Raw genomic sequence first — 13,108 nt, forward strand, 5'->3', positions numbered from 1 at the left:
TTATTTGCGCTGTCCATTATCAATAATGGAAATATTCCCACCAAACAAGCAGGAGTTACAGCAACCGCTTAACATCGCATCCGCCGGACCCACTTTGACATCCTCTTTTCCAAAATCCCAAGGCCTTACTACTTTAGGAGTACACATAGCCACACATTCTGGTGGAGGAAGCTGCTCGAGAGGAATATCTTCTTCTTTCATAAATAATGATTTAAACCAGCCAACATCCTGTTTAGGGGCCTTGACGGCTTCTTCCACCTTTTTCATTTCAGCTTGTACTGCCGGGTTACTGAGACTCTTGCACACTCCAAAGGGACGAACATTTTGCTCAGGAAAAAAGTCATGAATATTCAGTTGAGGCTGTTCATGTATGTATTCCCCATGACTCGCAGGCACGATGATTCTCGCTGGTCTTGATCCCTGGTCACAAAATGCAAAGGCACCGTGCACTACAAAACTCTGGTCTCCACTCATAGCGACTACCTCCCATTGTAAGTTTCTACCTTTTCTATTTTCATGCCAAACAAATCCCTCCTTAGTATGCTTTCGGTTATGTCCAGGTTGATCACAAGCATCATCTCATCAATACCTTTAATGCGAAAAGCAGCATGTCTACGTGTCTTCTCCGAATCAATAACAATATGTTGTATTCTTCCTGCCTTATCAAAAACAGTTTGATCTGATAAACAGTCCAATCTGTCAACAAGCATCAACCAGTAGGTGCTCTGGGTTTCCATTTTTATATTTGTTAATACAGCACACTTAAAAATCACATGTTCGTCATGCATAGAGATCACTTTTTTTAGCGTGTCGGATACGAGTAGTACTGGACGTTCAATGAAATCCGGACAAACACGGTTTTCATCACCATTTACGAATACAACCGTCAGGTCTTTAATCGAGTCTGCTTGATCCGTTGTTACCTCCAACGTAGAGTTGGCGGCTATTAGTCCTTCGAATGTGATCAGATGATCCTCAAGACTTTTATCCTGTGAAATGATAAAGTACTCCATATTTCCCTCCTTGACACACCCATTCATTGTCTAGTAATAGTGCGAACATCAGTCATTAGAAAATACTTGTATGCCGTCAAGCTGCTGATCATTTAACTTTAACAATTGAATATCTTTCAGATAGAACGATGCACCTTCCAGATTGGCCTGGGAAAAATCCGTCTGTTTTAACAAAGCCCCTCTAAAATTAGCACCCCTCAAGTCCGCTCCCTTGAAACTCGCATCTTCTAAATTGGCTTCAGCAAAGTTCGTTTCCATAAACGGGGGAATATGAAATTCCTTTTCTGTGGGCACAACAAAACTTCCCTGAACCTCTTCTAGTTGAGCTTTACATAAATTGGCCCCTCTAAAATCCGCACCATGGATTAAGCTGTAATCCAAGCTGGTCTCTTGTAGATTAGCACTACGGAAATCTGCACCGATGAGAGGACACCCTACCAAATAACTCCCTACCAATGAAGTTTTAGAAAAATGGCTGTAGCATAAGTTAACTAACTTGAAATACATGTGACTGAGGTCTACATTCTTAAAACTTTCGTGTGCATATTGATCATTTTCATTAGGGTCCAGCCTGCTTCTAACTTCAGCACTTTGCTGTTCTTTTGAGTCAAATTTATACACAAGCTCATTAAAATCCTTATACTCACCCACACGAATATACACCTCGCTGTCCTTGCCTAACGCTAAAAACTCATCTGTCTCTACTGCATCTTTCATGACATGTCTTATCAAGTTAGCCATGTAGTTTACATAAAACGATGCTTCTTCTCTTTTTATTTGAGATATATCTGCAGAATAAACTTTATTGACATACTTTTTACTATCTTGTGTAAGCTGACGTTCAAAGATATCCAGAAATTTAAATACCCAGTTTGCATCAAATTCCTTCGCGCATTCTACCGAGTCCATATAGCCTTGATGATCATAAAAATATATCCGACAGCGTGCATCATGATTAATCACGCGATGTCTGAAAAAAGTAAAATGTATATGTTGAATCTTTCCTTTATCACATTTCTTCTGCAGGTTCAGAGCTTGTATACAACTATCCTTAAAAACAGAAAGAATTTGCCTCGCAAGTTCATCACGATTATTTATCAAGTATTCATGTAAGGCTGTAATCTGCTCTATACGATATTTCAGGACACTATTTTCTCTTAAATGCAATAAAGCTTCCTGACGTTTCATCGTTTATATTGACCTCCCTTGCTAGTTCAGTCTGACAAGAAAATTAGTTCGTGAATACTTCGGTACCTGCAAGCTTAGTATTTCCCGACTGATCCAGAGTGATCTTTCCACCCTTATCACTTCCAATTACAATTTCATCTGTCGCGGTCATCATCAATGTCTTTTCAGCTCTAATTTTTACGTTTTCTTTAGAGTGCAGTGATACTTCTTTTTGCCCGATGATTGTAACTGCACCACTAGCCTCCAGCTTCACAAGCGCCTGTCCCCCGTTAGCTGAAATCTCCACATGATCTGGCGTGAGCTTAACTTCCATCCCTGCTGGATTTCGGAAATATCGTACATTTGGATTAGACATTCGATCGCCTGAAGAATCGCTACTTGCCCCCGATGTACTTCCTCCCACACCGGAAGTGCTTCCGCGCTGGGCAGAATCCTCCGAGTACGAATTGACTGAACTGAGGGCAAAAGCCGCATCTTCCCATTGGCTCGGTAAATTCACTCGTACGCTGTCTCCCTTTTCCGGCATACAATACCAACCACTTCCGTCCTCTGAGGCATACACTGTTGAATATGGAAACCAGTAGGCAGTTCCTTCATCCTGATGATTATCAATTTCTAAGTGCACTTTTACTGTATCCCGTTTGATCGCCAGTACCCTTCCCCCTATGGAAGCACCACGTATCCGTTCGTTATAAGGTTTGGCACGATTAATGCCTAAGCGACTTGCCACCGTATAGCGGTGAACGAGCAGTCCCTTTTCCATCGTTGATATACTTTTCTGGATAAAATATGGCCTATCTTGAAAACGAATAGCATCGCCCAGGTTAAATATTTTATATGTTTCAATCTCGTAATACACAAAATCCGTCTCATGAATGTCTGTCTGATAGTTTTTGGAATGCACCAAATATTCTGACAAATTCTTTTTGACGGTATAATTAAAGTTTTCCAGGCGTTCAGTTGCTTCATCATCAGGAATGCCAAAGAATGTTTTTATGCTTTTAAATTTGCCCACTGGCATTAGCACCGTGTTCACACGGGCAGCCATCCGTTTTAAAAAGGTCCAGTCTGTTTCGTGATATTGAAGAACAAAATTTCCAATACTCTCATCACGGTCAGCGGAATATTTAACATCATAATCGTCATATCCCCTACCAACTTCTTTAACCAGACGTGAATAGGTAACTGATGCATTCTGATAGGATCTGGTTTTAATTTGCATATCCAATAAATAAGAGTAGGTATAGGCCTCCACTTTAAGGTAATACACATCAAGCACTTTCTGAATTTCCATTATGCTAATTAATCCGCAAAACAGCTCTTTCCGTCCACCGCCATCCAAAACCTGGTATACTTCCACTGGTGCCTGAGCTTGAATGGAGTGAACATAGTTATCCTTTTGTTCTTCGGTGATCGTACCGGTAAAGGAAAGCTTGCCGTGTTCATTCACTTGATGAATAATTTTCAACTCTTTTAACTTCACCTGCTCAAAAGGACTTATTTTGACGTTGTCATAAGCAAGAATAGACGTACTCATTTGCTGTCCACCTCCAGTGATGAAATCATACCTTCGGTAATCCACTTCCATAAGTTTCGTTGCCGATCACTACCGTTCACATTAATAATAAGCTGATGGTTGCCTTTTTCTACAAAGCATAAATAATTGAACACGACTCCATTAGCCACGTTATTGGTGAACAGACAATAATGAGGCTCAAATAGGCCATGATTAACCGTATCATCCTCGATCCAACTGATCGGCATCTCCATTGCATGAAATTGTTGAAGCATAGAATCCTTCATATGCTTCATAGAAAATTTTTCTTTTACCTCTATCCAATTAAAAATAACGTTAATTTCATGTTCTTCATTGCTAAAAACCATATGCTCATCAGTTTCAAGAGTGCAGACAAAGAAATCTGTTGGAAAGTTTATACTTAAACCTGTCTGCATTACTTTCAACCTTGCAAATTCCAATTGAAGGGCAGCATTGTCTAAGCTCCCTCTCTTTACTTCTTTAATGATATCTTCAGCCTTCCACTTCTCCTCTTCCTTGTGCTCTATATCATTCATTGCAGAATCAATAGAAGGTTCATTCAGAATCTGTAGGTTCCGTTGCTCTTTTTCCAGCTTAGCAATTTCTTCATCCAAATATTTCATAATGCACACTCCTCTACCTGATTTTCTAATCCACAATCATCCGTCCGGCTCCGCCGCCCTGCCAACGTCCTGCTGTTCGTTTTCCGAGTCCGGCACCTTCCAAAATAAGAACTAGCTGTCTATGCAACTGAGCATGAGAATAATCTCTGTATTCCGCACCATTCCGGTTTGCGATGTAATGCTGAATGGACTCCCTATCTACGGCTTCTGAGTTCAGGCATATGAGGGCAAACATACAATCCATCGGATCGGATGTGCCACTTTTAAGTAGCTCGGATGCAAAGTAGCGCATCGTTTCCGGGCGCAATGTACTCTGCTTCAAACTCGCAAAAGGAGCATAAATATCGCTCCATGTATTGAATTCAGTAGCCATGTCAGCAAAATCCTGATAATCCGAGCGAAGCACGGCTCCATCTTTGAGCTTGAATCGGCCCAGCTCCATCTCATCCAGACCTATCTCTGCCTCATCCTCCAGCACGATATCTGCATGATGGGCTGTGAAATCCGGGCGATCTGTTTGTTCCAAAAAGAGCAGCTTCAACACCGACAGCCGCCCTGTGGCCGCATACGGCACTTCCTGCTCCTGCTCCAGCAGATACAATCTACCCTTGTGCTTCACGATGCCTCTACCAATGGTTAACATGTACTCCCCGACAGTTACGTTCATTCCTGTAATGATGCCATCCGAAAAATCCTGATACCGGATATCGAGAAAGCTGCGGGGGTAGTCCCGCAGGTTCTCTAGCATCTCGGTTTTGAGAATACGGCCTTTCTCGAACTTCGGCACGATATGGGTTAACATGTGGTTTCCTCCTCTCTGTGCCGATTTCGGCACAAGTGTCGCCCGGCACCTCAGTAATGACATTGCGTTCGCAACGTTATGCGCCAGCCGGGTCGCTCTGCGACGTCATTACTGCTCTTCTTTATTCAAGGGAACGGACAACCGATTCACACCGGGTGCAGGAGCCGGGACAGGCATCTCTGTCAGCGATGGATTTTGCTTAATATACTCAGAGTAGTCCAGCCAATTTTTGTTCACCACATAGGTACGAGCGATTTTGTCATGCAGCGCCTGCTTTTTTTCAGTGAAAGCTGCCATGATATACCCTACAAATATAGTGACTAAGCTAATGATTTTACCCCAGTAGCGGGCGTTGGCCCGTCCGAAAGATATTTTTTCATTATTTTCATCCACAACGACAATCCCCACAGCCAGCTTGCCGACCGTTCCTCTGCATTTTGATGATTCCATGATGGTGTGGTAAAGCCAATCCAATAAAAGAGGGCCAAAAACAATAATAGCTCCCAAAATTCTCACCGACACATCGTCTAAGTGTGAAACAAACTCCAAAAAATTCGGCATTTTTACGAACGCAGAGACAAACCCTATCGTCACAAACGGCAACGTATCAATTAAACGAATAGTCACAAATAAAATAGTATAATCTAGCAAATGGGCTAAAAATCTTTTCCAAAAACCAGCGTACATCCTGCTGCTCCTCCTGTTTAAAGCCTGCTGTTCATCAGAATCTTTGAATCTGTGTGCCAACCTAAATGTTACATTCCAGCTCCGCGCCCAGCCTGCTCACGAAGGATATAATTCAGCTCGCGTTTGTCCACAACATAGGTACGAGCAATCAGATCGTGGAGAGCCTGTTTTCTCGCCGTAAAGGCTGCCATAATAAAGCCAGCGAACAAAATGATAACTGATAGAAGCTTACTCCAGTAGCGGGCACTAGCACGTCCAAAGCTGAGCTTGTGATTAAATTCATCTACTACAACGATGCCGAGAGCCAGCTTGCCCACCGTGGCTTTGCATTTGGATGATTCCATAAGCGCATAATATAGCCATATAGCTCCCCAATTCAGCAAGGTCTGTCCTATTACTTTCATGGTAACAATAGAAGACGTTCCGTCTGAGAGCAAAGAGCTTTCTGCCGGAGACGGTACCCAATCCCCTAAGGTCCGAATTACCATCCAGATCAATCCAAATATTAAAAATACAAACCATAGAATAAGGCCATCGATGATATAAGCCAAAGTTCGTTTCCAAAAACCTGCATACAGCACATTATCCCCTCCAAGCGTTGTGTACTTTTCTGATTTCTGCATTTTGCGAAACCCTTAATTTACTATTTCGTGCCGTCAAAGAAATCCAGCTCGGAGAGATCATTCTCGAAGGCAAAAAAGCGTTTGGGACCCAGATGCAGCAATTCATCTCGGCGAGTAATCGGCACTACATAAAATCCCCAACGGCTATCCCCGACAAAAACAAAATATTTCGTTTCCTCATTACGGATGGAGTCCGTATCATCCTGCGGGATATCCCGCCCATACAGCGCGGCGATTTCCTCATACGGCATGGGTTCAAAAGCTTCTGGCCGACTACGGTACACATGGCGCTGACGCAGCTTGCCGCCGTCGGCCGTCAGGAAGAACTCCACCTCAGCCGCATGAGACGGCCGGGAAATAGAACCGCGTACCCGGTTGCTTTCCAAACTCGCAATCAGCTCCTTTTCGCGCCCCGTATGCGTCCATGCGCTGACCGTGTACGGAATAGCCGGTATATGATTGGTAATGACAGGCTCAATCGTGCCCATTTTTTTAGCGTTCAGGTAGCGGATAGCCCCGCGCAGACAGGCCATTTTCAACTCAGGTACCCGGCTGAGGTCCTCTGCCTTTTGACGGAACTCAATACTGCGCCCCGGTACAAATTCCTTGAGTGCTTCGCGAAATACGTCAATCCGGCAGGACTGCCCGGTTAGCTTGATAATCGAATAATCCTGCAAGCGCCCCTCCTGATAAAAATCATCCAGAAACTTGCGCACAATATTGTAGATGTCTGCCTTAAGAAGCTGCTGTATCTCCCGAATGTTAAACACCACATCAGGCAAACCATATTCATCACGAAACCGTCCGTTCTCGATGACTGAAACCAGCCAACGGTCCATCACTGCAATGTTCAGGTCGCTTTCAGCAGATAATACCTGCTCGGATTCAAAGCGGCTACGCAAGATTCCCGTACGTAGAAAAAACTCCTTTTTCATATTTTCTGCCGCACTCCACAACAGATGAAAATTACTCAGTACCCGCTGATATTCATCCCGTGTAGCATGCTCATACTGTTTGAACGCGGTAGGCAAGATGGCCTCTGCCTCACGGTAGCGTTCTTCCAGTCCCGCATATACAGCATCTACACCAAACTCATCCACATGACGGTACAAATCTCCCGAAGGAATGCCGATCAGGGCATCAATATCGGTGTCAGGCAAACGCGTCTCGGCAGCATAATAACCTGCAAATACAATTTTCATAAACTGCATAATCCGATACGTCAGATTGTTGCCGCCAAAATTGGTATCCCCGTTTTCATATGTTGTGTGAATGTCCAGCTTATAAGCAATACGCCCGTCCTCAATTCGGAATCGGCAGGAAGACAAATCTGTCGTGCCTCCACCACAATCAATGACAAGTGCCTGATATTCTTCACCATCCGCAAAGGTCCCTCGTTCCATCTGGTCTGCCAGCGTGTTGTACAACACAGCCAACCCTTCGTCCAGCGCATCCTCCGCTTCAATCCGGTAATCAGGCAAAATATCGCTAAACATCTCTATAAACTGGGGCTGTAGCTTGACCGGAGCAGAAAAGTGCAGGTTGCGGAACCGACACTTAAATTGCTGCTCGGCTGTAGCAATCACATAACGGATAAAAGCAGCTAAAATATCATTGCGGGAAGCAGTTGCTGTATTCCCCTCGGAATCCATTAATTCCTCGATTCGCTTATAATCGTTGACCCACCGCTTGATCCCCCGCAATACTGTTGCACGGCTGCCTGCCACGTCAGATCCACGTAGTGCATCCTCCCCAAATACATAAAGGATATGTTCCGGATTGGAGCAGTCTGCGACGCGAATAGCAGTCGGCAATACTTCGATCCAGTCACCCTCTGCCCCTTCTGGGCCGGGGAATGACACATAGTTGATGGCGTTTAGCCTTACCGTGCTGCTCATACCTGTATCAGGAGCCGTAACGTAGGAACTATCTAAATAAGCACCTGCTGTGGTGTTCGAGGTGCCAAAATCAATCGCAAGCACCGCATCTGTTGTTTCCGTGCCCCGAATGATCAGCTCTGCCACAGGAACCCGGTGGCCTTGAAGCTTCAGCGGCAGCATGGGCTTATCTCCATAGTAGAGGTTATAAAAATATTCTGATTCCTGTCTTCGCAGAAACAGCAGGCTATAACTATGATTGGACGTCTCTCGCAGTTCAGCATCACGATGACGAGAAAGATAATATACGCCTGTTCGTGCCTCATCCTTCACCAAATTCAAAACACCGCACAGTTCTCCTGTTGCATTCACCAGCAGCACATTAGATGAGCTCAGCCAAGGCAAATCGGATTCAATCCGGTAGTTGTCCATGCGACCTGTGCGTACACCCTGATACAGCGTGATTTTGGCGGGAACCCGTATACCGCTGCTCTCCTGCCGACGGTCGTTCCAGTTTCGCTGTAGTGCCGATTCCATGCGTTCGAAGCCGCCAGGATTCGGCCTTGTGATGAGTAAATGCTCTTCCGCGCTCCGAAATCGCAAAATCACGCGAATCAACTCTTCACGTGCTAGGCGATTGGCAAAGCCCTCGACCAGTCGTTCCTTATCGCATATTCCGCGTAACTGAAAGGTCGTCATTTGCTCCAATTCCGCCCGCGTGTATTTCGCCGTGAAGCGAATGCTTTTTCGATCGGTGAGCGGGTCTAGCAACCTGTATGTATAGGGTCCGTTCATCGTTCACATGTCCTTTCTTAGCCATTTAGCCTTAATAGAGGGCGATAGCGTCTATTTTCATCGTAGGATCTTCCTCCAAAATGCCGAAATGACTTGTCCAATACAATTCCGTCGTAAAACGTGCCGGAAGAAACAAATCCAGAATCAAATCCACTTTAATCCGTGACAATGGCGTCTCCTCTTGGCCGATATAGATGAGTAATTCGTCTTTTTCCTCACAATTGGTGTAAATGATTGAGCGATGAAAGACGCGCCGCATCGTTTCTTTTAGCAGATGTACGGCTTCTCCCGTTTCATACAGGCGCAGCAATCCTTCAGCAATCGCGTCCTGATCCTCACGGTTTAATTGTCCAAAGCCTTCCTTTACCTTCGGGCCAAAAATGCCCTCTGCAATATCACGCTGAACAAACCGGATATGGTACTCCCGCCGATTCATCCCTTGATACAAGTCCATTTCCGCCAGAAAATGCATCATAATATCAAATAGCGATTCTCTCAGCTCCAGATACTCTTCAGCATCCGGTGGAAACAGATCCCGAAAAATAGAATAAAAGCGGTAGTACGGATTGATTTCCACTACCTGCTCCAAATGGGAAGTATTCAACTCTGCCAGACTAAGCTCCATATACGGAGAGTAACTGACAGCGGGTATGAAGCGGAATTTATCTACATCCAGCCCCTGTTCCCTCGCGCGCATGAGCAAATCCCAGACGTAATTCACACCCATTCTCCTTCACACTTGTACTCCGGAAAATACATCTGCACTTCTGATACCAGAAAGCTCATTAAATCGGATAAAATATAAGCGGGCGCGGTGGGCAAAACATCGTCAGAACCACGTCTGAACCCCAAACGCATGATCTGCTTGCCTTCCTCTGTCCGTACGTTATCGCTGACAAACGGATTTAACGGATACGTCTGGGTTTTGGTTAAAAGGTTGTTTACATCATTTCTCCCTGCACCTCCCCAGATGTCTACACGTTCCAGCTCAAGCCCCTGCGCTGCTTCAAACGAGTTTACGATGCGCATGATTTCCGCTTTGGCACGGACAATCACGGCCTGTTTTCCTGCATAGCGGCCCAAAAAGCTGTCCTGTCGCCGATTGGACAATAACGGATACGTCTGACGACTAAGTCTCGTTGTAACAGGCTTCGTAACCTTCAACACATTCCATTCGCCAGACTTATCACGTGGTGTGACAATCGTCAGTTCCTCTTCTGTACGTTTGATATACCGGATATCGCCTTCAGTCCCGTCAATCAAGTAACCATGCTCAGGACCTGTTTTTCGCAAAGGCAGCACATGCTCATAATTCACGCGATCCATAGCGGGTATAGGAAAGCCGCTGTTCTTTAGAGATAGCCTTTCAATGTTCCAAAGCGGAAAAACGTCACCCTTCTTAAAAACGTCGAATTCCTCCAATGAAATTGTAATTTCATGAATTTCTTCATGGGCGGCCGGCTCGCCGTCTCCACCAATCAATACACAGTCCACAAACTTATAAGCGTACGGGTGATTAATTGTTTTCCACGGCATGCCATTTTGCATAAACGTGTGGTATAACTGCTCAATTTCTAAAATATAAGAACGGTTATGCTCCAGACGAAAACGAATCGGATAATTGCCGGTTTCCGTGACCAACATTCCTGAGAAAATTCGCTTGCTGCGCACCAGCGCTGAGATTCGTTCGGTCTCCATCTCAAGGAAAAGCGTAAACAGCGGCATCGCTCCGCCTTCGCGTACCACCTCTGCCACACGGCTGATGTCCATCTGCTTTTCCTCCGTATCAGACGGTAACACAGGATATAAAAATTCATGAATCGGGTCATAGTCCTCACGCGATGTCAATGACACGTACACATCAATCTTTTCTTCCGTATTCTCAATTTCCTCAAATACCCGCCGTTCTAGCTGGCGGGTCATTTCTTCCTGATATTCGACGAGGTTCATAAATACCCCCGCCATCATATTTTTCAGTAAACGTCTCTGCTCCAAATCGTCCATCTTGCTCAAACGGTCCTGTACCAGCTCTTTCACGACGTCTCACTCCTTTCCGGCTCCAGCTTCATTGAACATGAAAAACTTAACTTCCGTTCGCAGCAGCCCGATCTTGGTTCTCTGAATCAGACGGCCCTGCTGCTTTAGAAGCGGAATCAGCAGTTCCTTGCTCTTTGTTGGTATCCACCTTGGCCGGAGGGGCAGTTCCATCGCCCGTACCCATGCTCTTTGCAGCCGAAGAGGCTTCCTTCTTCGCGGGTGTAGTTCCCGCTGAAGCCGTCGGCGCAGCCTTCGTTTGCGATTCTGCAGCAGGGGTTGCAGCAGCGGAAGCTGAAGCATTACTCGCTGCGTCCCCTGCGTCCGTGTCGTTCAACGCTCCGTCAGACAATCCCAATCCAGCAGGAAGTTGACCGTTTTTCTGCTGCTCCGCGCTCTGCTTTTCCTCCGCCTTGGCTATGCTCCGCTCCAATGCCAGAACACTTTCGAGCTTATCGATCTCCTGATAAATTTCCTGTGCCCCGCTATAGGCATCAATGGCTCCTTCATAATCGAGATCCTTCATCATTCGATCCCCTTTGGCCTGAAGTTTGCCAGCTTGAATCTCCTTGAGCTGCTGCTGAATAGCTGTCAATTTATCGTTGGCCTCGGTAATTTTCTTCTCCAGTTCTTTTTGCGCAGACGTATATCCGGATTCCATCGCAGCTTTATTTGCTTTTTTGTACAGCTTGAGTGCATTCGTGTAATCGCCGCCCTGAAATTTCAAATCTCCGTCCTTCATCCAGCTCGCCGTCTCGGCATAGCTGTCCAATTGGTCGATTTTATGCTCAATATCCTTCACATTGAAAGGCGGGTACAGACCAGCGCTTTTCCGTGCTTTCTCGTAGCTGGCTTCAGCCCTGGTAAAGTCTGCTTTTTCCACATATCCGTCCCCATCAACCATGAGTTGAGATACTTTCTGCTCTGCCGTGTACAATCGCTTGTGAATCTTATCGTTAATTTTAACTGCCGCGTTTTTCGCTTCACTGTAGGACTTGAGTGCCTTCGCATAATCTCCTGTCCTTGCATAATCATCTGCGGCTTGGGCTGATTCGACCATCGTTTCCAGCGCAGCCGCCTTGTTCGCTGCCATACGCGCCAGTGTAATCCATGCTCCCCCGCCCACGATCACAAAGGCGAGCAACGCAATCAAAATCCGTTTGATCAGCTTACGGCGGTTTTTAGGCTTTTCCTGAAAAACTTTATTTACATAAATGGCCGCAGCCGTGTAATTGTTCACCGTCCGGTGCTGTTTGCTTAACAGAACCTCTTCCAAGGTGTCCGTCAGCATGACCGGGTCCTTCGCTTCCTCCAGCGCCCCCAGCATTTCCGCCAGCTCAACGTCCTCCCACATCCCTGATGTGGCAAGCAGGATCACATCTCCATCTGCAAGCTGCGTCTTTTTGGCGTAATGGGCATGAACACCATTCGGATTTCCCAGGTATTCCAGCAGATTGCCTCGTTCCTCATGTGTACTGGTCGCTTCGTCTGGAATGCGTCCATCATCTGCCAATGACTGAGCCAGACTATGATCCTTGCTGCGAAAATTAAGCCTTCCATTGCGAAAATGATATAGCCGCACATTACCGCACGAAACGTACACCATTTTGTTATAGTTGGTCACTACCATCAGCAGACTGGCTTTGAGCCGAACACGACGGCTTTCAAATTGCAGCCATTCCTGCGCTTCACGCAGATCTCTCATCAAGCGCCGCTTGGACATGGAAGGCTTCTCCATGAAGTTTTCCAGCACCGTTTTGACAACCATTTCTGCGCTGCGCAGCTCCTGATCGGAATCCAGACCGTCTGCGAGGACATAACAGGCCATGTCGTCCGTCTCCATGAATGCAAAATAGTCCCGGTTGTCTATGTAAGAGCCCGCTTCCGACACAAAGGCGGTACTAAAATCGCTGTTGTCCTTGCGCATCG

12 protein-coding genes are annotated in these 13,108 nt (G+C 45.8%); all 12 read right to left on the bottom strand.

Going from position 1 to position 13,108, the window contains the following annotated elements:
• The 12 genes from NSQ68_RS18795 to NSQ68_RS18850 all read right to left on the bottom strand — a co-directional run bounded on the left by NSQ68_RS18795 (nt 1) and on the right by NSQ68_RS18850 (nt 13,106).
• Complete coding sequence (locus tag NSQ68_RS18795; protein ID WP_342426851.1) at nt 1–474, bottom strand: DUF4280 domain-containing protein; 474 nt, start codon at nt 472–474, stop codon at nt 1–3.
• A 5-nt stretch (nt 475–479) separates the two neighbouring features.
• Nucleotides 480–1,013: a hypothetical protein gene (locus NSQ68_RS18800; protein WP_342426852.1), complete on the bottom strand. Its 534-nt coding sequence runs from the start codon at nt 1,011–1,013 to the stop codon at nt 480–482.
• Nucleotides 1,014–1,061: 48 nt separating this feature from the next.
• Nucleotides 1,062–2,201 carry a pentapeptide repeat-containing protein gene (locus NSQ68_RS18805; protein WP_342426853.1) on the bottom strand — a complete coding sequence of 380 codons (1,140 nt, stop codon included), beginning with the start codon at nt 2,199–2,201 and terminating at the stop codon, nt 1,062–1,064.
• A 43-nt stretch (nt 2,202–2,244) separates the two neighbouring features.
• Nucleotides 2,245–3,738 (bottom strand): phage baseplate assembly protein V, encoded by a 1,494-nt coding sequence (locus tag NSQ68_RS18810; RefSeq protein WP_342426854.1) that lies wholly within the window; start codon nt 3,736–3,738, stop codon nt 2,245–2,247.
• On the bottom strand, nt 3,735–4,361 hold the full coding sequence (locus NSQ68_RS18815) for a hypothetical protein (protein ID WP_342426855.1): 627 nt from the start codon (nt 4,359–4,361) through the stop codon (nt 3,735–3,737). Before NSQ68_RS18815 ends, NSQ68_RS18810 begins: the two co-directional genes overlap by 4 nt.
• 25 nt (nt 4,362–4,386) lie before the next feature.
• Nucleotides 4,387–5,163: a DNA and RNA helicase gene (locus tag NSQ68_RS18820; protein ID WP_342426856.1), complete on the bottom strand. Its 777-nt coding sequence runs from the start codon at nt 5,161–5,163 to the stop codon at nt 4,387–4,389.
• A 108-nt stretch (nt 5,164–5,271) separates the two neighbouring features.
• Nucleotides 5,272–5,850: an RDD family protein gene (locus NSQ68_RS18825; protein ID WP_342426857.1), complete on the bottom strand. Its 579-nt coding sequence runs from the start codon at nt 5,848–5,850 to the stop codon at nt 5,272–5,274.
• A gap of 68 nt (nt 5,851–5,918) precedes the next feature.
• Nucleotides 5,919–6,431 (bottom strand): RDD family protein, encoded by a 513-nt coding sequence (locus NSQ68_RS18830; protein WP_342429135.1) that lies wholly within the window; start codon nt 6,429–6,431, stop codon nt 5,919–5,921.
• Between the two features lie 62 nt (nt 6,432–6,493).
• Nucleotides 6,494–9,145: a molecular chaperone gene (locus NSQ68_RS18835; RefSeq protein WP_342426858.1), complete on the bottom strand. Its 2,652-nt coding sequence runs from the start codon at nt 9,143–9,145 to the stop codon at nt 6,494–6,496.
• A gap of 31 nt (nt 9,146–9,176) precedes the next feature.
• Nucleotides 9,177–9,866: an iron-dependent peroxidase gene (locus NSQ68_RS18840; protein WP_342426859.1), complete on the bottom strand. Its 690-nt coding sequence runs from the start codon at nt 9,864–9,866 to the stop codon at nt 9,177–9,179.
• Entirely contained in the window at nt 9,863–11,182 is a 1,320-nt protein-coding gene (locus tag NSQ68_RS18845) for a normocyte-binding protein (RefSeq protein WP_342426860.1), read from the bottom strand. The genes NSQ68_RS18840 and NSQ68_RS18845 overlap by 4 nt, the downstream gene beginning before the upstream one ends.
• A gap of 46 nt (nt 11,183–11,228) precedes the next feature.
• Nucleotides 11,229–13,106, bottom strand: coding sequence for a serine/threonine protein phosphatase (locus NSQ68_RS18850; RefSeq protein WP_342426861.1), 1,878 nt, complete (start codon nt 13,104–13,106; stop codon nt 11,229–11,231).
• Nucleotides 13,107–13,108: the final 2 nt, after the last annotated feature.

The sequence above is a fragment of the Paenibacillus sp. FSL L8-0158 genome, from assembly GCF_038592965.1.
Taxonomy (GTDB): domain Bacteria; phylum Bacillota; class Bacilli; order Paenibacillales; family Paenibacillaceae; genus Paenibacillus; species Paenibacillus polymyxa_D.